An 18878-nucleotide genomic window follows, 5' to 3' on the forward strand; every position below is an offset into this window, starting at 1 on the left:
TTCGGGAACCTGCCCACATCGGTAACCTCCGTGTTACGGTAGCCTTGCTGTTACCGATACGCGGAGTGGAGCAGGATGCGGAACCAGGAGGCAGCCGGCGACCCGTTCGAGGCGCTCGGCGACCCCAACAGGAGGGAGATCCTGCGGCTGCTCAGCGGCGGCGACAAGCCGGTCAGGGAGATCGCCGACGCGATGACGATCAGCCGGCCCGCGGTCTCGCGCCACCTGCGCGTGCTGAAAGACGCCGGGATGGTGACCGAGCAGGCCCGTGGCACACGACGGATCTATCACCTGCAAGAGCGGGGGATGTACGCCGTGCAGGCCTATCTTGAGCGCATCTGGGGCGAGGCCGCCGTCCGGTTCCGGTTGCTGGCGGAAAACCTCCCAGAGGCCTCAGACCAGGAGGCGGAACGGTGACGGCCCCGCTGCAGATGTCCTTCGACGTCGCCTGTTCGGCCGAGCACGCGTTCCGCGTGTGGACCCGCAGGATCAGCACCTGGTGGCCGCCGGATCACACCGTGACCGGTCAGGCCGCTCTCATCGTCCTCGAGGGTGCCGTCGGAGGGCGGATCTACGAGCGCACATCCGACGGCGTCGAGCACGACTGGGGTGAGGTGACGGTCTGGGAACCTCCCGCGCGACTGGTCTACCAGTGGCACCTGCGGGGCGACCGGGCGGGCGCAACCGAGGTGGAGATCCGGTTCACGGCCCAGGGCAGCGCCGCTGCGCGCGTGGAGATCGAGCACCGCGGCTGGGAGCGGCTAGGCAGCGCGGCCGGGGAATGGCGCGAGCGGAATCGCGCAGGCTGGGAAACGCTGCTGCCGCATTACCTGGCCGAGATCGACAGAGGATCCGTGATCGAGAAGAGCGATAGGGAGTTGACCATGACAGTCACCAAGGTGGTCCGCTACAAGACCCACCCAGAAAGCGCCGACGAGAATGAGCGCCTGATCCGTGACGTGTTCGCCGAACTGGCGGAGCACCAACCTTCTGGCCTGCAATACGCGGCCTTCCGCCTCGACGACGGGGTCAGCTTCCTGCACGTCGCCGTTATCGACGGTCCGACCAACCCGCTGTCGGCGTCGGCGTCGGCGGCGTTCGGCAAGTTCCAAGCCGGAATCCAGGATCGATGCGTCGAGGGACCCGCCGCGGCGGACGCGGCGATCGTCGGTTCCTACCAGTTCGGCGTCACCGCCACGTAGTTGCGCTGACGCTATCGGCCGCGCACGCCGTCGGCGAGTTCCCTGAGGATGTCGATGTGACCGTTGTGCCTGGCCGTCTCCTCCGTCAGGTGCAGCAGGATCCAGCGCAGCGTCAGCGGCTCCGCCCGCCAGTCCAGGGCGCCCCTGGACGGAGCGTCCAGGTCAAGGGACGCCACCAGGTCACGGTGCCTGGCGCAGGCGTCCCGGTACTCAGCCAGCAGCTGAGCTAGCGGCACCTCGACCGCGATCAGGAACTCCCGATCGGGATCGTCTTCGGTCCATGGAGCGTCGATCGTGCCGCCGAGCATCGTCTTCTCGATCCATGAGGCCTCCACCCAGCGCAGGTGGCTGACCAGCCCGGACACGTCATCAGCGGCGAGCCGGGCAACGGCGCCCGTCGCGCGTCCGCATCCGACAGGCCCGCGCACTTGGCATGCACGGTGTCGCGGGCGTAGTCCAGGAACGTTGTCAGGACGGTGCGCTCGTCCCAGCTGGGCGGGATGTTATGACTCCACTGCGGGCTGCGGGGCCTTGTGGGCGCGGAGGGCGGATCGCAGGCCGAGGAAGGCGGCGATGACGATCGCCAGGTAGGCGACGTACACGATGAGCTGGAGCGGTGTCGGGGAGTCGCTGTAGCCGAAGAAGCTGTGCAGCACGTCGCCGAATGAGCTGTCCTCCGACAGGATGTTCCCGGTGTGCCACATCGGCACGTCGAGCACGCGCAGCCAGCCGAGTTCCTGGAGGTTCTGGACGGTATCGGCGAGCAGGCCCGCGGCGAAGACCATGAGCAGGCAGCCGATGACCGTGAAGAACCGCGACATGTTCAGCCTGTGGCCAAGCCGGTAGATGAAGAAGGCGACCACAAGAGAGCCCGCCAGGCCGATGATCGCACCGGTCAGCGCGCTGGCCGTGGACGTGGAGAAGATGATCGCCAGCGTGAACACCACGGTCTCGAGGCCTTCGCGGCCGACGGCCTGGAAGGCAAGCAGCCCCAGGCCCCACCGCGCCTTGCCGTTGAAGGCCGCGTCCGCCTTCGACCGCAGCTCGGTGGAGATCGACCGCGCGTGGTTGCGCATCCAGAACGTCATGTAGGTCAGCACGGCCGCGGCGAGTATGTACGTGACCGTCTCGAAGATGGTCTGCACCCGCGAGCCGTCGTAGGACGAGATGGTGAGGTAGGCGGCCACGCCGCCCCCCGTCGCGAGCAGCAGCGCCGCGCCCACGCCGAGGAACACATCCTTGAAATACTCCCGGCGGCCGAGCCGGTCGAGGTACGCGAGCAGGATGGCGACGATCATGCTCGCCTCGATGCCCTCGCGAAGGAAGATGACTAGCGTGGCGAGCACATGGTCTCCAGCGGATGCAACGGTCAAGTCTTAGGTAAGGCAAACCTAATATACGGCTTTCTCCCTTCCGTACCCAGAGCCGGACGGCCCATTCCGGTGTGACGCACAGCACTTCGTGACGCTCAGGGCGTGTATTGCTTGGAGTGGCTACCCAAGCGGAGGTGCGGTGACTTTTGACGAGTTCGCGGCGCGCCACCTCATCACGGTGCAGCGGTTCGCGACGGTGCTCACCGGGGATCGGGTCCGGGGCGACGACCTTGTCCAGGAGGTGCTGGTCCGCGCGCATGCCAGGTGGCGGCGGATCGGCTCGCTGGACCGGCCGGAATTCTACGTACGCAAGATGATCCTGAACGAGTTCCTGTCTTCGCGCCGCCGCACCTGGTGGCTCATTCCCGCGGGCAGCGGGACCGATGTCGATCACCGGGTCGCGCCGGATCACGCGGCCAGCCATGCCGACCGCGACGCCCTGCTCGCCGAGCTCGGCAAGCTGCCTGCCAAGCAGCGGGCCGTTCTCGTGCTGCGGTACTACGAGGGACTCTCCGACGGCCAGATCGCCGAACTGCTCGGCCTCGCGCCCGGCACCGTGCGCGGCTACGCGTCGCGGGCGCTGGCCGCGCTGCGCATCGAGATGTCACCCGGCCCCGAGGCCGGGCACACCGGGCTTGCCTGCGGGGAGAGGAGCATCTGGTGAGAACAGAGAACGACCTGATGGCCGCGCTGCGGACACTGGAGCCTGCCGACCCGGACGAGGCCGCGGTGCTGCGCGGCGTCCGGCGACGGATCGCGCGCCGCCGCATCCTGCTGGCCGGCGGCCTGACCGGCGTGACAGGCGTGGCCGCCACCGTTACGGCGGTCGCGGTGCTGGCCGGGAGCGCGCCCGGCCCCGGCAGCGCAGCCGGCGGCCAGCACCCGCGCGTGACCCCCGCCGCCAGCGGCCCGCAGCCGAGCACGTCTCAGACGGTCACCGGAAAGGCACGGACGGCCGCCTACATCGTGCGGCACGCCGCCGCCGCCGAGGCGGCTGCGGCCAGGATGATCCAGGTCACCAGGAACGGCGCGGGCGTCAGCTACCTGAGCGTGGCGACCCAGCAGGAGCTGTTCGTGAGCTCACGGCGCATCCCCGGCGGCCGTCCCCTGATGGCGACCGCGGAAAGCATCTCGGGCGAGACCTACACCTCGACCGAGGTCGACTACAAGGACCGGGCGTACAACGTGGTCTCCGCGAGCACGCGGGATGCCAGTCCCTGGGGCGCGAAGGGCATTGTGATCGGCAGCTGGCTGCCCGGCGTGACCGCATCGGATCCGGCCTCCGCCTATAACGACGCGCTCCGCAAGGGGATCATCAAGGTCGTCGGCTACCGGAAGCTGCACGGACGTCAGACCATCCTGATCCGGATCGATTACCGGAAGGCGTACGACAGCGCGATCAAGCCCCACCCGTGCATCACCGGCCAGGACGGGGCGTGCCTGCCGCCGCGGCCCGCCGGCTGCAAGCTCCCGCCGCCGGGCGTCAACGAGGTGTGGCTCGATGCCTCGACCTTCCTTGAGGTCCAGGAGGCGACGTTGGCGGCGAAGACCGTCATGTACACCGTGGACAAGCCGGGCATCCAGTGGGCCTGCTATACGGTGACGGGCTGGTCGACGGACGCCACGAGCGTGGACTGGCTGCCGCCGACCAGGCAGAACCTGGCGCTGCTCAACCTGAAGCCGCCGGCCGGCTTCGCCCAGGTCTCCAGCCAGCAGATGGCTCAGTATCTCGGCCCGTACTCCTGACCCTGCGCGTCCCGGGCCGCGCGGTCCCCGTCGCCTCCAGGCTCAGGCACTTACCGTGTCGAGCCAGGCGGCGACGCGGGCCGACTCGCGGGCCAGCAGGTCCGGGTCGCGCAGCGTGCTCGCCAGCACGGCGCTGCCCTGGTACCTGGCGATGACCTCGACGGCCAGGTCCCGGGCGTCGGCGCGGCCCAGCGCGCTGAACTGCCGCTCCGCCCAGTCGAGCGGAAGCCTCATCAGTTCGGCGGCCCGCCCGGGACCGTCGGGAAGCTTGTCGAGTTCCGTGCACAGCGAGCCCTGCGGGCAGCCGTACGTGGCGATCAGCTCCGACTGGTCCGCCAGCGCGCCGAATAGCGCCTTCAGCCGGCCGAGCGGGCCGTCGTGCGCCGCCTCGACCGCGGCGAGCATTGCCCTGGCCTCGCTCAGGTGCGCTTCGACGACCGCCTGGATGAGGTCGTTCTTGGTCTTGAAGTAGTAGTAGACGTTGCCGAGCGGGATCCCGGCGGCGGCCGCGATGTCCGCGAGCGTGGTCCGCTCGACCCCGTGGGCGTAGAACACCTGGCACGCGGCGTCGATCAGCCGCTTGCGTTTGTCCTGTCCTCTGCCCTGGACAACAGAGCCCTGGCCGACAGAGCCCTGGACGCTGGCCGGTTCAACTGAGTCAGTCATCTTGCTGACAAGCATAGACCCACACGCGATATTCCAGTAAGTTAGCTAACTGACTGATTACATCATTACAAGGAGGCCATCCTCATGACGGATCCACCGTCCGCAACCTCGTCCTTCCTCGCCACCGGCCGGGGGAAGCTGGTGCTCGCCTTCCTCTGCGCAGTCGCCTTCCTCGACTTCCTCGATACCTCGATCGTCAATGTCGCACTCCCGTCCATCGCCCGTGACCTGCACTTTTCCGTGCAGGACCTGCAATGGGTGCTCAGCGGCTACATCGTCACCTACGGCGGCTTCCTGCTGCTCGGCGGACGGCTCGCCGACCTGCTCGGCCGGCGCCGGATGCTGATGACGGGCACGGCCGTGTTCGGCCTGGCCTCGCTGACTGGCGGGCTCGCGCAGACCTCCGGCATGCTGGTCGGCGCGCGGCTCGCCCAGGGGCTCGGCGCCGCCCTGATGGCGCCGGCCGCGCTGTCGCTGCTCACCACGACGTTCAGCTACGGCTCGGACCGGGTGAAGGCACTCGGCGCCTGGGGCGCGATGGCGGGCATCTCCTCGATCGCCGGCGTCGCCCTCGGCGGGGTGATCACCGCCTCGCTGAGCTGGCGGTGGGTGCTGTTCGTGAACCTGCCCGTCTGCGCGGCCGTCCTCGCCGGCGCGTCGCGGCTGGCGGTGGAGAGCAAGCCGCAACCGTTCGGGAGGAAGGAATTTGATCTTTCGCACTTCGACCTGCCCGGCGCCTTCCTCGGGACCGGCGGGATGCTGCTGCTTGTCTTCGGGCTGGTGCGGGCGCCGGTAGACGGGTGGGGTGCGGGCGAGACGATCGGCGTGCTAGCCGGCGCGGCGGCGCTGCTCGCCCTGTTCGCGTTCAACGAGACGCGCAGCAAGAACCCGCTGGTACCGCTGGCGATCTTCCGTATCAAGGGCCTGCCCGCCGCCGACGCCACCCAGGTGATCGCCATGGCCGGGTTCTACTCGATGTTCTACTTCCTCACCCTGTACATGCAGAACGTGCTCGGCTTCTCCCCCACCCGGGCGGGGCTTGCCTACGTCCCGGTCGCCGCCATGGTCGCGGTCGCGGCTGGTGTGGGTACCGTGCTGATCACGCGGATCGGCACCAGGCCGCTGATGGTCGGCGGCGCGCTGATCGCGGCGGGCGGCGTGTTCTGGCTGTCGCACATCCCGGCGGATGGCCACTACTGGACAAACCTGTTCCCCGCCTTCCTGGTGACGGCGTTCGGGCTCGGCGGGGTCTTCGTCGGCGTGCAGACCGCGTCGCAGGCCGGGGTGCCGCCACGCCTCGCCGGGCTGGCCAGCGCGCTGATCAACGCGTCGTTCCAGGTCGGTGCCGCTCTCGGGCTGGCGATCTTCTCGGCGGTCGCGACCTCGTGGACGAACACGCTGCTCGCGGAGCACGTGGCGCGGCCCGCGGCGCTGACCGACGGGTTCCACCGGGCACTGCTGCTGAGCAGCAGCTTCGTCCTCGCCGCGGCCGTGATCGCGCTGCGCACCGCGAACACGCGGGGCGAACCGACCAGCGAGATCACCGGCGTGGCCGTCGCCGATTCCGCCGGCCTTGCTCCGCCGGAGCCGGAGATCGCACCAAGGCGGCCAGCCAGAAATTGAGCCGGCGGCCAACCGCGTCACACTCAGCGGGTGAACCCGTGCAATCGTCGACTGGCCCTGCGAGGTTAACGTCCCGGAGCCCCGGCCAGCTCGCTGTGCACGACCCGGCCCGCGACGCAGGTCAGCGCGACACGCATGGCGCGCAGCCCGGCGGCATCGGTCGACAGCGGATCGAAGTCGAGAAGTGCCAGGTCACCGGGCTGACCGACGGCGATCCTGGTGCCGTCCGCCGATGCCGCGATCGCCTCCGCGGCGGTGATGGCTTGCTCCGGATGCCATGGCTCATCGCCGGGCAGCCCGCGGTGCGCCGCGGTGGCGATCGCCAGCCACGGATCAAGCGGCGCCACCGGCGCGTCTGAGCCGAGAGCGACCGCGACCCCGTGGTCGAGCAGGGAGCGGAGCGTGAAACAGCGATCCGTTCGGTCAGCCCAGACGCGGTCGGTCGTCTCATGGTCATCGAGAAGGTGCGCGGGCTGCACGCTCGCGGTCAGGCCGAGCCTTGACATTTCTTCCATGCCTTGACTGGTCGTCACCTGCGCGTGCTCAATCGAGCCGCCCGCGCCGGTGGCGGCGTACGCCTTGAGCGCGGTGTCCAACGCCCTGTCCCCGATCGCGTGCGTCGCGACCGACAGGCCCGCCCGCGTTCCTTCGGCCAGCAACTCTGCCAGTTCGGTGTCGGACTGGTTGGGTGCGCCGAAGCCGCCCGTGTCGGCGTACGGCTCGTAGCACCAAGCCGTTCTGGTGCCTAGCGAACCGTCGCTGATGATCTTGAGTGAGCCTACGGACAGGCGGTCGTCGGCGCCGGGCAGGGCCGCCCGGCTGCGCAGCCCCGCCGCGCGGACGCTGTCCAGCTGGTCGCGGTACGGCGACCAGCGGATCCTTAGCAGGTCACAACCCTCGTGCCAGCGTTGCGCCCAGTCGCTCCACGGCGCGCCGAACTCGAAGTCGACCAGGCCGACAATCCCCTGCGCCGCGGCCTTCCTGAGCACGTTCTGGTAGTCGGCCGGCGCTGGGGGATCTTCAAGAACCGTGGCGACCAGCGGGTAGGCCGCGAACCATTCGGCCTCGGCGACCACGGTGTCGCGACGGGCCAGGCCGAGCGCGTCGAGCGCCGCGGTGTTCAGCCAGCCGTGGTGGCAGTCGCTGTTGATCAGGACGACGGGAACCGCTTCGCAGACCGCGTCGAGTTCGGCCACGGTCACCTGGCGGTCCCAGGCACCGGCCCGGTGGCCCATGCCGACGATCGGTCGCCTGTCCCCCGCTGTCCTGTCCTGTCCGGTCCCGGCGCCCGCTGCCTGGGCGAGGATGGTGAGCACTTCCTCGGGCGATGAGGTGTGCGAGAGATCGAGCCGCCGCCCGGCGAGCGCCCACTGGCCTAGGTGCACATGCGCGTCCCAGAGGCCAGGGATGAGCCAGCGCCCGTCGCATTCCACCGCCGGGACGCGATGCGAACCGCCGGCCGAGCCGAGCTCAGCGATGAGGCCGTCCTGGATCAGCACGTCAACCGGGTCGGCAGCGGCCTGACCGGCAAGGGGGACCACTCTGACCTGGCGCAGCAGCAACGCGGACATCGCGACATCATCGCATGACGGCGCGGCCAGGCACGGGGCGGTTCGCATACCACCCCGGGCCCGGGCGCTTGTGCCGTCATTTGGCGTAGTTGCTGGCTCCCCACCAGTCGACAACCACGACGTCTTCGTCGCCGACCACCCAGGCGTCGTGCCCGGCAGGCAAAGAGGTGACCTGACCCGGTGTGGCGTCGAACTCGGCGCCGTCCGCTGTCCTGATGCGCAGCGTGCCCGCCACGTGGTACTGGAAGTGCGGCGCCTCGCAGAGCTCGGTGCCCGCGAGCGGCTTGACGTGCTCTGACCAGCGCCAGCCGGGCTGCAGGACGAGCCGTCCGATGTCGCTGCCGCCGACGTGCAGCAGCTCAAGCCTGCCGTGGCCGAACTCGCGCACCTCGTCCGCCGCGGCGAAGTCTCTGTGTTCCACTTCCTGCTTGGTGTCCTGTGCCATGGCGGAGCTCCTCACGCGTCCCATTCCTGCACGGCGGTCTGGCTGACGATCAGCCCGTCGCGCAGGTCCAGCATCGCCAGGCACAGCACTCGGGTCCCGTCCGGGTAGCGGCAGGCCTGAGTGAAGGCCGCCGTGTCGCCGGAGACGACGATCCGCTCCAGGCGATGGGTCATGTCGCGCCCGCAGGTCTCGTCGAGGTACTCCCCGATCGCGGTGCGGCCGCGCAGCACGCGCGGCTGGCTCGGCGGTGCGTTCCTGTCGACGACGGTCATCTCGGCGTCCGGCGCGTACAGGGCGCGCAGCGTGGCCGTGTCGCGCTCCTCGATGCCGCGGCGCAGCGCCTCGGTGTCGAACGTGGTGGTCGTGGTGCTCATCGGATGCTCCTTCTGTGCTGGGTTCGTTCTGCGTTCCGGTTCGTTCTGCGTTCCGGTTCGATCGCCGTCAGGTTCCCGCGGCGCCGTCAATCCACCGTCAAAGCCGGGACCGTGCGGCATGGCGCCAGGCAGTCGGCGAGGCAGATAATTGATCATGGCCACGCTGCAGGTACGCCTGCTCGGCGAGCTCGGGGCCGAGGTCGACGGCATCGCGATCACGCTGCCGACGAGCCGCCGTGCTTGCGCGCTGCTGGCCTGGCTCGCCTTGCGGCCAGGCCCGCACAGCCGTTCCCGGCTCGCCGCCCTGCTGTGGCCAGACGTTCTGGACGCCAGCGCCCGGGCAAGCCTGCGCAGCGCGCTGTGGGCGCTGCGCGCGGCGCTCGGGCCGACGGCGAACGAGTGCCTGCACGCCGGACGGGACCACGTGGAACTCGCCGGCAACGGGCTAATCGTGGATGTCCGCGAACTAGAGCGGCTCCTCGCCGCCGGGTGTCCGCAGCAGGCGGTCGCGCTGCACCGCGGCGACCTGCTCGCCCAGTTCGACGCGGACTGGGTGCTCGACGCACGAGACGAGCACCGGGAGCGGCTATGCGGCGCGTACGCGGCACTGGTTGTCGCAGCCGAAGGCGATGGTCATGTCCGGACGGCACGCGACTGGGCGGCCAAGCGCGTGGCGGCCATGCCGCTTGACGAGCAGGCCGCTCGTGAGCTCATCAGGCTCCTTGTCGCCGGCGGCGATCAGGCTGGCGCGGTGGCGGCCTACCAGCGGTTCGCCGCTCGGCTCGGTGCGGAGCTCGGCATCAGCCCGGCGGCAGAGACGAAGCGGCTGGTCTCGGCGCTGCGGGAAGAGCCGCCTGGGGCGGCGTCTCCCGGCGCGTTTCCTGCCGTGTTTCCTGCCACGCCGGCCACGCCGGCCACGCCGGCCACGCCGGCCACACCGGCCACGCCGGCCCCGTCGGCCGCTGGCGCGGTGAACGGCCCGGGGCGGCTTGTCGGACGTGACGGTGAGGTGCGCGCCTTGCTGCGGCACTGGCAGGCCAGCCGCGCTGGCAGCGGAACCGCCGTCGCGATCTCCGGGGACGGCGGGATGGGGAAGACCAGGCTGGCACGGGAAATCCTCGACGCGGCCGCGGCCGATGGCGCCCTGACCGCCATCGCGGCCGCGGGCGGTCCCGGAGCGGCCGCACCGTTCGCGCTGTGGTCGGAGCTGCTCGACGACCTGATCGCGCAGACCGGCCCGCTGCCGAAGCCTCCGCCGCATGGCGACGCCGACTGGGACACACTCCTGACGGCCATCAGGACCGGGGCTCGTGCGCCGGCGACCGAACCTCGGCTGGACCGTATCCGCTTCTTCGAGGCAACCGTGGCGCTGCTCGGCTGGGCGGCGCGCGACCGGCCGCTCGTCCTGGTCCTCGAGGACCTGCACGCCGCGGACCGGTCAAGCCTCGAACTCGTGGCCTATGCCGGGCGCCGGATCACCCGGCAGCCCGTGCTGTTCGTGCTGACCCGGCGCCGGCTGCCGCCCAGATCCGAGCTTGACGCGGTGCTCGCGGCGCTGCGCGCTCGCGGCACGCTCGCCGCCGAGTTCGACCTCGGGCCGCTGCCCGCCGCGGCACTGGACAAACTGGTCGGGCTGACCGTGCGGATTCCTGCCGCGCACCGTGAGCGCATCGTCCGGCTCGCGGCGGGCAACCCGCTGCTTGCCGTGGAGACGGCCAGGTACGCGGCGCATGACGGGGATCCGGCGGCGGGGCTGGCCGGCGCCGCCCGCCAGGCAATCGCGCGGCTGAGTCCGGCGGCCCGAATGTTCACCGAGCTCGCCGCGGTCGCCGGACGGGACCTCGACCGGGCCGAGGTCGCGTCCCTCCCGCTGCTCGACAATGCGCCGGGAGCCGCGGCGGAGGCACTCGGCTCCGGCCTGCTGCACGCAAGCGCCGAGCGCACCGGCTTCAGGCACCAGTTGCTGCGCGAGGCGGTCTACCAGGATCTCCCGGACCCGGTGCGCGCGCGACTGCACGAGAAGCTGGCCACCTGGCTGCGTGAGCGGGAGCCGCGCGGCAGCGCCGTCCGGCCGAGTCCGGCGCGGAACGCCGCGGAGATCGCCCGGCACTTCCGGCTCGCCGGCCAGGCTGACCTGGCGGCAGATCAGCTCGTCAGGGCGGCGGCCGCCGCCCGGATGGTGGCGGCCCTGCCGGAGGCGGCGGCCTACCTGACGGAGGCCGCGTCGCTGGCCGGCCAGGCCGGCGCCGGGCTGGACCCTGAGCTGTTCATCGAGCTGGCCGACGTCCAGGCGTGGCGGGGTATGCTCCCGGAGTCGGACGAGGCGTTCGGCCGTGCGCTCGAGCTGATCGCTTCCGATGACCACGACGCGCTGGCCGCCGCGTGGCTTCGCCGGGGCCACTGGCTGCGCGGCGGGATCTGCCATCCGCGTGAGTCGCTGCGCTCCTACCGCGCGGCGCTTGACTGCTGCGACCACGGCGGCGATACCGACCCGCTGATCCTGACCGAGTCGCTGGCGGGGATGGCCTGGGCGCAGGCGGTGGCGGGTGACGCGGCCGAGGCGGATAATCTGCTCGTCAAGGCGGAAGGGATGCTGAGCGAGGTTGCCGGGGCATCGCCGGCGAGGGTCAGCCGGCTAAGCCACGACATCGACGTGGCCCGCGCGCACGCCCTGCTCCGCGCGGGCCGGTTCACCGAGAGCTACGGCTCGCTCGCCGCGGCGTCCGCCGCGGCGAGCCGCGCCGGACGACCCGATCTCGCCTACAGCAGCCTGGTGAACGCCGCGAGCGCCGCGGCGTGCGCGGGCGACCTGCCGCGGGCGCTGGACTTCGCGGATCGCTGCCTGCCGCTGGTGGCGCCCACCGGGCTGCTGCGTCCGTGCGTGTACACGCACTCCGCACGGACGGCACTGCTCCGGCTCCTTGGCAGGCTCGGCGAGGCGCGCGTCGCCTGCGACGCGGCAGCCGCGGCGGCGGAGCGCATCGGGCTGCCGGAACTCGAGGGCCTGGTGCACCACGACCGCGGCCTGCTCGCGACCGCGGCCGGCGAGTACAAGACCGCCGCCATTGAGCTCGGCCTCGCCCTCGATCTTGGCGCCCCGGTCAGCCGGCCGCGCGCGCGGCTGCTGCGCGCTGAGGTGCTTGCCAGGGACGGACGGCCGGACGACGCCGAGACCGAGCTGCGCGGAGTCGCGCTTGAGCCGGTCTCCCCCGCTGACTTGCCCGACACCCTCGTGGCACGGATGTCGCACGTTCAGGGCCTGATCGCGCTGCAGCGCGGTAACCGGTCACTCGCCGCCAGGCGGCTGCGCGAAGCGGAATCCGGCTGGCTCCGCCGGTCGCGGCCTGAGCACGCCGAACCCGACATCGACTTCGGGCAGCACTATGTCGCGGCGCTGATCGACCTGGGCCGCCCGCCCGTCGCCGAACTCATCGAGCCGGCGAGGGAACTAGCCGCGCTGCGCGCGGACATCGCCACCGTGGCAGATCTGGGAGGCTCAGATGCCTGAATTCGAGGACGGGGCACGCAGCGACGCGCCGCCGGAAGAGGTGTGGAAGCTGCTCTACGACCCATCCCGGTTCCCCGACTGGTGGGCAGGCGTCGGGTCGGTGGAGCCAGGCCAGGCGGGCGAGTACACGATGTATCCGCAGGGTTACCCCGACTTCCCGATGGCGCAGCAGCTTCGCGTCACCGAGTCGGGCGTAACGATCTCCTGCCTGGTCTCTGACTTGGTCTTCGAATGGCGGCTGACGATGCTTGACGGCGGCGCGGCGACGAGCATCACGGTGCATGTAGAGATCCCCGAGGCGGAGGCGCACCGGCTGGCCGCCCAGCAGGACGTCATCAGCCAGTCCCTGTCCCGGCTCGCCGCGCTCGCGGCAGCGGAAAGCCAGTTAGCGAAGGCGCGCTTAGTCCACATTGCCCGGGTGCGTGAACCGGCGGGTTGCCGCGCGCGTTCTCCATTGCGAAAGCAGCCGCTTGCGAGACGTGACCACCTGCCCGTGCCGGGGCCTAACCGCCGCTTGACCTGCCGGGCCACGACGCGGGGTGCGCCGTTCCCGCGTCCATGGCTCAGGTCAGGGAGCGGCTGGACGGGCTCGGGCCCGACAGCGTGGCAGTGGTCGGGTTTGACCGGCCCGCGGGCGGCGGCCACTGGTTCAACGCGGTCAACGACAACGGCACCGTCATGGCCGTGGACGGGCAGTCGGGCCTGCGCGAGACCTGGCCGCCGACGCTCGACGGGCTCGGCTTCGAGGAAAGCCCGTCGACCGCGCCTGACGGATGCTCAGGCGGCGCGGCGGCGGACCAGCCAGACGCATCCGGCGATGAGCAGCACCGACAGCGCGAGCAGCCAGCCGCTTTCTATCCACTGGAACGGCCAGAACCTGCTGCCAGGCTGATACCTCGTCCACTGCGTGTACCCGTGCCCGGTGAGGTACCGCAGCACGCTGAGGTAATCCCCGTACTTCCCCGCCGCGCCTGCCGCGCCAGGCGCGGGTGGGTTGACCTGCTCCCAAGCGGAGTTGATGACCTGGTACATCGTGGCAGAGCTGAGCGTGACGCCGCCCTTGGTCCACCACTGGCCGAGGACCCACGCGGACCCGGGCAGGTTCAGGTCGCTGGTGACCAGCGGCGTCAGGTAATGCTCGCGCAGGAACGCGCCCGCGGCGAAGGCCAGCCCGGCGTAGACGGCCAGGGTTGCGGCGATCGCCGGGACGACCCGGCGGATGAGCATGCCGGCCAGCGCGCCGATCGCGAACGCGGCAAGCGTCCAGGCGGCGAATGCGACTCCGTGCAGGTCGAACAGGCCGGGGAAGAACTGGGTCATCTCGATGAGGCCGAGTGAGTCATTGCGCGTGGCGAAGTACGGCTGGTAGTACCAGGACAGCAGCAGGCCGAACAGCAGGGCGGGGACCGTCACGGCCACCGCGAGCGACGCCAGCTTGGCGAGCGACCAGCGCCACCGCCCGAAGCCCTGGGTCCAGGCGTACCGGAAGGTGCCGGTCTCCATCTCCCTGGCCAGCAGCGGCGCGCCGATGAATGCCCCGATCAGTGCGGGCAGCGCCTGCAGGATGATGCCGTTCGACAGGAAGCCATAGCTGCCCACGAAGGCGAGCGTCGCCGCCTGGCAGGCCGGCGAGCCTGCCGGGCGGCAGGCAACCGCGTTGGCGTAGCTGTGGTGCAGCGTGGTGCCCGCGATCCACAGCAGCACGGCGAGCACCCCGAGCAACGCCGCCTCGCCGGCCAGCGCGAAGCGGTGCTGCCGCCAGATGATCCCGGCCATCCGCCGCCACGGCAGCGGCCGCAGGCGGGCGTCCGCCTCCGGGCTCGCGGGCACTGTCAGCGCGCTCATCGCGCCACCTCCGTCGCGTGCTGCCGCAGGTAGGACAGGGCGAGCTCTTCCAGGCTGGTCGCCTCGTGCGTGGCGAGCAGGCCCTTGACCTCGCCGGCCAGCCGCACCTGGCCCCGCGATAGCAGGACGAGGTAGCCTGCCGCCCGCTCAAGCTCGGCGAGCACGTGCGAGGACAGCAGCACCGACACGCCGTCGGCAGACGCCGCGGCCAGCACCGTGTCCATGAAGTCGTGCCTGGCGACGGGGTCGAGCATCGCCACCGGCTCGTCGAGCACAAGCAGCCGCGGCCGCCTGGCCAGCGCAAGGGTCAGCGCGACCTGCGCCTGCTGGCCGCCGGACAGCTTCCTTGTCTTTCGCTTCTGCGGTATGCCCAGCTCGGCGAGCCGGGCCTCGGCGTATGCCCGGTCGAAGTGCCGGTTCAGGTTGCGGGTCAGGTAGATCATGTCCGCGACCGACAGGTTCCGGTACAGCGGCGTGTCCTGGGCGACGAACGCGATGCCGTCAAGCGCGGCGGGCGACCCGGCCGGGCGGCCGCCAAGCACGGTCACCCTGCCCGCCGACGGCGCCGCCAGGCCGACCGCCAGGTTGAGCAGCGTGGTCTTGCCTGCGCCATTCGGGCCGACAAGCGCGGTCACGTGGCCGGCCGGGACCGCAAGCGTGCACTCGCGCAGCGCCCAGGTCCCGCCGTACCGCTTGCCAAGGCCGCTGGCCTCGACGACATTCATCCGATGCCCTCCTCTTTCTCCTCCGAACGGCCGCGCGCTGCGCCCGGCCACGTCCAGGCATACGCGGATGGCGGTCACACGGGCATCACGCGCGACGCCGTTGGGACCGGTCCACCCGGGCGCGTGCGGGCCTGGCGTGGCGCGAAAGGCCAGGTCGCGCGTAACCCGCGGCCGCGCCGTGACGATCCGCGCGGCGGCCCGTGTGATGCGCGTGTGATGTCCGGCGCGGCATTATGGGCTTATGCGGGTGCTAGTCGTCGAGGATCAGGCCGAGCTGGCGGACGATATCGCCGACGGCCTGCGCGACCAGGGCATCGGCGCGGACGTGGCCTACGACGGCCCGGCCGGCCTGGAGAAGGCCCTGATGAACTCCTACGACGTGGTGATCCTCGACAGGGACCTGCCCGAGGTGCACGGTGACGCGGTCTGCGCGACGCTGGTCGGGGCCCGTTCCACGGCGCGCGTCCTGATGCTGACCGCAGCCGCCACGGTCGGCGACCGGGTGCAGGGGCTCAACCTCGGCGCCGATGACTACCTGGGCAAGCCGTTCGCGTTCGAGGAGCTTGTCGCGCGGGTCCGTGCGCTTGGCCGGCGCGAGCGGGCCGCCGTCCCGCTGATCGTGCGGGGCGACATCATGTTCGACCGGGCCCGCCGCCGGGCTAGCCGGGCCGGGCGCCCGCTGTCGCTCACCCGCAAGGAGATGGGCGTCCTCGAGGAGCTGCTGGCCGCGGACGGGGGTGTGGTCAGTGCCGAGGAGCTGCTCGACCGAGTCTGGGATGAGAATGCTGACCCGTTCACCCGCACGGTCACGGTGACGATCGGCCGACTGCGTCGCAAGCTCGGCGAGCCCGACCCGATCGACACCGTTGTCGGCAGCGGGTACCGGCTGCCGTGAACGTGCCTTCGCTCCGCCGTCTCTGGCCGCAGAAGGTCAGGACCAGGCTCACCCTGATCTACGCCGCGCCGTTCCTCGTCGCCGGGCTTGCGGTATTCGGGCTCGCCCTCTTCGTGCTCCAGAGGATCATCCTTCCCACCAGCCCTACCGAGTCCTTGATCGCCAGCGGCAAGCTTGTGGGCTCCGTGGCGCAGGCCTGCCAGGCGTACACCACGACCAGCACGTACCTGTGCGAGCACGCGTACGCCGCCTACTACGCGGGGACCGTCGCGGGCATGCAGGCACAGCAGAACACGCTGGCCAAACTGCTCGGTTACTGGGCGCTCGGCCTCGGGGTCATGACGGTCGCGTCCGGCGGCCTCGGCTGGTACATCTCCGGCCGGCTGCTCCGCCCCGTGCGAGAGATCACCGCAACCGCCCGCCGGGCTTCCGAGCAGCACCTCGGCGAACGGCTCGCGCTCACCGGCCCGAGGGACGAGCTCAAGGAACTCGCCGACACGTTCGACGGCATGCTCGAGCGCCTGGACGCGGCGTTCGCCACCCAGCGCCGGTTCGTCGCCAACGCCTCGCACGAGCTGCGCACGCCGCTGACCGTGATGCGCACGGCGATCGACGTGACCCTGGCCAAGCCGACTACGACGGCGCGGCAGCTCACCGACATGGCCGTGCGCGTCCGGCGGTCGATCGACAAGGCCGAGAGCATGATCGAGGCGCTGCTCACCATCGCCGTCAGCGACCAGGGCAAGCTCAGCACCGAGTTCACCGACCTGGCCACCCTGGCCGAGGACGCGATCGACGCCGCCGCTCCCGAGATCGAACGACTGCAGCTCACCGTCGACGCCAAGCTTGACCCGGCCGAGACGGCCGCGGACCCGCAATTGCTCGAGCGGATGATCGCGAACCTGGTCGGCAACGCCGTCAGGCACAACGAGGCAGGCGGCTGGATCAGAGTATGCACCGGCAGCAGCGACGCGGCAGCGCACCTCGAGATCGCCAACAGCGGTCCCTTCATCCCGGACGAGGCGGTGCCCTCGCTGTTCGAGCCGTTCCGGCGCATGGAGGCGCGGACGGCCGTCCGCGACGGTGTCGGGCTCGGCCTGTCGATCGCCCGCTCGGTCGCCACTGCGCACGGCGCGTCCATCACCGCCCGCAGCCAGCCCGAAGGCGGCCTCGACATCTCGGTCGTCATCCCCCGCCGACGCACCAGCCCGCCGATCCGCTTACCTCACGCTCACGACGGCGGGCCAGCGGATCGGCGAAGCCGGCCGAGGCCGTCGAGTAGGAAGTCGAGAGCGAACTCGAACTCGCTGTCGTCGTCGCACGGCCCGAGTGCGCCGCCATGGGCGACAGCGAGCGCCATCTCGGCCGCGTAAGGAAAGGCGGCGGCGAACTCGGCGGGAAGACTGGGCGCGGCCTGCGGATCGGCGGCCGCGGAATCGTCGAACAGCTCCCGGGTGAACCCGAGCAGCCGGCTGCCGAGGAGGTGCAAGGCGGTGTGCGCCTGCCCGATCGAGAAGCCGCCTTCGCGAAGGATGCCGAGTACCGCGTTGATGTACGCCAGGGCGGCCGGCCCGGGTGCGGCCCGTGTCTCGATCACGCGCGGCGCCCAGGGGTGGCGGAGCATCACGCCGCGCGCGGCAAGTGCCATCCGCCGGAGCGAGGTTCTCCAGTCGGCGGCGACGGCATCGGCAGAGATCATGCCGATCACGGCGTCGGCGATGCCGTCGAGGAGGTCCTCCTTACTGCGCACGTGGGTATAGAGGGACATCGCCTCGACTCCCAGCTCCTGTGCGAGCCTGCGCATGCTGATGGATTCGATGCCGCTGGAGTCGGCGAGCTCGACGGCGGCCGCCACCACCTGCCGCCTCGTCAGCTGGGGGCGGCGTTGACCGCCCCCCTCGCCCGTGTCGCCGAGCTTCATGTCACCGACCTCCGGAGCCTTGACGTCCTTACATCGTAAAGATTACCCTTACGGCGTAAGGATACTCCTTACATCGTAAGGTTCTCATTCCTTCCTATCAGATCACCGTGCGCGGAACTGTCGCCGGCCGGCGCGTTCCGTCACATGGTGAGAAAAGGAGAGCACATGTCAGCCAATCCGCCGGTGATGCGGGCCATCCTCCAGCACGGCTACGGCATCCCGCGGGACGTGCTTCGGCCCGGGGAGGTCCCGTGCCCGTCGCCCGGCGACGACGACGTCCTGATCCGGGTGCAGGCCACCAGCGTCAACACCCCGGACTGGGCCACCGTCGCGGGAGTGCCGTCGATCCTCCGCCTCGGCATCGGACTGCGGCGGCCCCGCCACCCCGTCCGGGGCAGCGACGTCGCCGGGGTTGTGGCGGCCGCGGGCCCGCATGTCACCGGCCTCCGGCCCGGCGACGAGGTGTTCGGGTCGCTCTGGGGTGGCCGTCCAGATCGCCGCGGCGCTGGGCGCCGAGGTCACCGGGGTGTGCGGTACCCGCAACGTCGACCTGGTCCGCTCGCTCGGCGCGGTCCGCGTCATCGACTACACGACGGAGGATTTCACCCGCGACAAGCAGCGGTACGACGTCATCCTCGACAACGTGCTGAACCGGCCGCCGTCGGCCACCGCGCGGCTGCTGGCCCCGCGGGGCGTATTCATCCCGAACAGCATCGGGAACACGGGAGGCCTGCTTGCGGGCCTGCCGAGGATCGCGCGGGCGATGCTCATGGGTCTTGGCTCCACCACCGTGAAGACGGCCACCCTCACCGTGAACCGCGAGAACCTTGACGCACTGGCCGGCCTTCTTGAGTCCGGCGCCGTCCGGGCAGTCATCGACAAGACCTACTCACTCGACTGCGCGGCCGACGCCGTCAGCCATATGCTCGGCCACCACGCCCGCGGCAAGGTCGCCATCACCGTCCCCTGAGCCCGCGCTGGATC

Annotated in this window: 17 protein-coding genes and 4 pseudogenes; 12 read left to right on the plus strand and 9 right to left on the minus strand. The window is 70.8% G+C overall.

Annotated elements, in window-relative coordinates; all coding sequences use genetic code 11:
• The first annotated feature begins 75 nt into the window (after positions 1 to 75).
• The gene (locus tag EAS64_RS04810; RefSeq protein WP_145851449.1) at positions 76 to 417 is read left to right on the plus strand and encodes an ArsR/SmtB family transcription factor; all 342 of its coding nucleotides are present in this window, start codon (positions 76 to 78) and stop codon (positions 415 to 417) included.
• Entirely contained in the window at positions 414 to 1202 is a 789-nt protein-coding gene (locus EAS64_RS04815) for an SRPBCC family protein (protein WP_145851450.1), read from the plus strand. Before EAS64_RS04810 ends, EAS64_RS04815 begins: the two co-directional genes overlap by 4 nt.
• An 11-nt stretch (positions 1203 to 1213) precedes the next feature.
• On the opposite strand, the gene EAS64_RS04820 is transcribed toward EAS64_RS04815, so the two are convergent.
• The gene (locus EAS64_RS04820; RefSeq protein WP_342782011.1) at positions 1214 to 1630 is read right to left on the minus strand and encodes a mycothiol transferase; all 417 of its coding nucleotides are present in this window, start codon (positions 1628 to 1630) and stop codon (positions 1214 to 1216) included.
• Positions 1631 to 1705: 75 nt separating this feature from the next.
• Positions 1706 to 2548, minus strand: a complete 843-nt coding sequence (locus EAS64_RS04825) for an FTR1 family iron permease (protein ID WP_145851451.1) — start codon at positions 2546 to 2548, stop codon at positions 1706 to 1708.
• Between the two features lie 166 nt (positions 2549 to 2714).
• On the opposite strand from EAS64_RS04825, the gene EAS64_RS04830 reads away from it, so the two are divergent.
• Both EAS64_RS04830 and EAS64_RS04835 read left to right on the plus strand, forming a co-directional pair.
• The gene (locus tag EAS64_RS04830) at positions 2715 to 3239 is read left to right on the plus strand and encodes a SigE family RNA polymerase sigma factor (protein ID WP_145851452.1); all 525 of its coding nucleotides are present in this window, start codon (positions 2715 to 2717) and stop codon (positions 3237 to 3239) included.
• Positions 3236 to 4321, plus strand: a complete 1086-nt coding sequence (locus tag EAS64_RS04835; RefSeq protein WP_145851453.1) for a hypothetical protein — start codon at positions 3236 to 3238, stop codon at positions 4319 to 4321. The genes EAS64_RS04830 and EAS64_RS04835 overlap by 4 nt, the downstream gene beginning before the upstream one ends.
• Before the next feature lie 42 nt (positions 4322 to 4363).
• Here EAS64_RS04835 and EAS64_RS04840 read toward each other — a convergent pair whose 3' ends face one another.
• Complete coding sequence (locus EAS64_RS04840; RefSeq protein ID WP_145851454.1) at positions 4364 to 4987, minus strand: TetR/AcrR family transcriptional regulator; 624 nt, start codon at positions 4985 to 4987, stop codon at positions 4364 to 4366.
• 84 nt (positions 4988 to 5071) lie between these two features.
• On the opposite strand from EAS64_RS04840, the gene EAS64_RS04845 reads away from it, so the two are divergent.
• The gene (locus tag EAS64_RS04845) at positions 5072 to 6610 is read left to right on the plus strand and encodes an MFS transporter (RefSeq protein WP_145851455.1); all 1539 of its coding nucleotides are present in this window, start codon (positions 5072 to 5074) and stop codon (positions 6608 to 6610) included.
• A 65-nt stretch (positions 6611 to 6675) separates the two neighbouring features.
• Here the strand turns inward: EAS64_RS04845 and EAS64_RS04850 are convergent, their stop codons facing one another.
• The 3 genes from EAS64_RS04850 to EAS64_RS45570 form a co-directional block, all read right to left on the minus strand.
• Entirely contained in the window at positions 6676 to 8181 is a 1506-nt protein-coding gene (locus tag EAS64_RS04850; protein WP_145851456.1) for an amidohydrolase, read from the minus strand.
• 76 nt (positions 8182 to 8257) lie between these two features.
• The gene (locus EAS64_RS45565; protein ID WP_145851457.1) at positions 8258 to 8626 is read right to left on the minus strand and encodes a cupin domain-containing protein; all 369 of its coding nucleotides are present in this window, start codon (positions 8624 to 8626) and stop codon (positions 8258 to 8260) included.
• A gap of 11 nt (positions 8627 to 8637) precedes the next feature.
• Complete coding sequence (locus EAS64_RS45570) at positions 8638 to 9000, minus strand: nuclear transport factor 2 family protein (RefSeq protein ID WP_145851458.1); 363 nt, start codon at positions 8998 to 9000, stop codon at positions 8638 to 8640.
• Positions 9001 to 9154: 154 nt separating this feature from the next.
• On the opposite strand from EAS64_RS45570, the gene EAS64_RS04865 reads away from it, so the two are divergent.
• The 3 genes and pseudogenes from EAS64_RS04865 to EAS64_RS47330 all read left to right on the plus strand — a co-directional run.
• A complete protein-coding gene (locus tag EAS64_RS04865) occupies positions 9155 to 12508 on the plus strand; it encodes an ATP-binding protein (protein WP_145851459.1) in 3354 nt (1117 codons plus the stop codon).
• Positions 12501 to 12818 (plus strand): annotated as a pseudogene (locus EAS64_RS47325) (SRPBCC family protein); the annotation flags it as partial. The gene EAS64_RS04865 and the pseudogene EAS64_RS47325, both read left to right, overlap by 8 nt.
• 248 nt (positions 12819 to 13066) lie before the next feature.
• Positions 13067 to 13198 (plus strand): annotated as a pseudogene (locus EAS64_RS47330) (toxin glutamine deamidase domain-containing protein); the annotation flags it as partial.
• An 87-nt stretch (positions 13199 to 13285) separates the two neighbouring features.
• On the opposite strand, the gene EAS64_RS04880 reads toward EAS64_RS47330, so the two are convergent.
• Together EAS64_RS04880 and EAS64_RS04885 are read right to left on the minus strand one after the other, a co-directional pair.
• Positions 13286 to 14353: an ABC-2 membrane transporter-related protein gene (locus EAS64_RS04880; RefSeq protein WP_145851460.1), complete on the minus strand. Its 1068-nt coding sequence runs from the start codon at positions 14351 to 14353 to the stop codon at positions 13286 to 13288.
• A complete protein-coding gene (locus EAS64_RS04885; protein WP_145851461.1) occupies positions 14350 to 15078 on the minus strand; it encodes an ABC transporter ATP-binding protein in 729 nt (242 codons plus the stop codon). The genes EAS64_RS04880 and EAS64_RS04885 overlap by 4 nt, the downstream gene beginning before the upstream one ends.
• A 241-nt stretch (positions 15079 to 15319) precedes the next feature.
• Between EAS64_RS04885 and EAS64_RS04890 the strand changes: the two genes are divergently transcribed.
• Together EAS64_RS04890 and EAS64_RS45575 are read left to right on the plus strand one after the other, a co-directional pair.
• A complete protein-coding gene (locus EAS64_RS04890) occupies positions 15320 to 15973 on the plus strand; it encodes a response regulator transcription factor (protein WP_145851462.1) in 654 nt (217 codons plus the stop codon).
• A 338-nt stretch (positions 15974 to 16311) separates the two neighbouring features.
• Positions 16312 to 17160, plus strand: a pseudogene (locus tag EAS64_RS45575) (sensor histidine kinase); the annotation flags it as partial.
• Positions 17161 to 17204: 44 nt separating this feature from the next.
• On the opposite strand, the gene EAS64_RS44535 reads toward EAS64_RS45575, so the two are convergent.
• Positions 17205 to 17894, minus strand: a complete 690-nt coding sequence (locus EAS64_RS44535) for a TetR/AcrR family transcriptional regulator C-terminal domain-containing protein (protein ID WP_145851464.1) — start codon at positions 17892 to 17894, stop codon at positions 17205 to 17207.
• Positions 17895 to 18080: 186 nt separating this feature from the next.
• Between EAS64_RS44535 and EAS64_RS45580 the strand changes: the two are divergent.
• Both EAS64_RS45580 and EAS64_RS45585 read left to right on the plus strand, forming a co-directional pair.
• Positions 18081 to 18356: pseudogene (locus tag EAS64_RS45580) on the plus strand (alcohol dehydrogenase catalytic domain-containing protein); the annotation flags it as partial.
• Between the two features lie 19 nt (positions 18357 to 18375).
• Positions 18376 to 18864 (plus strand): zinc-binding dehydrogenase, encoded by a 489-nt coding sequence (locus EAS64_RS45585; protein ID WP_246115524.1) that lies wholly within the window; start codon positions 18376 to 18378, stop codon positions 18862 to 18864.
• Positions 18865 to 18878: the final 14 nt, after the last annotated feature.

The organism is Trebonia kvetii (assembly GCF_007827045.1).
Lineage (GTDB): Bacteria > Actinomycetota > Actinomycetes > Streptosporangiales > Streptosporangiaceae > Trebonia > Trebonia kvetii.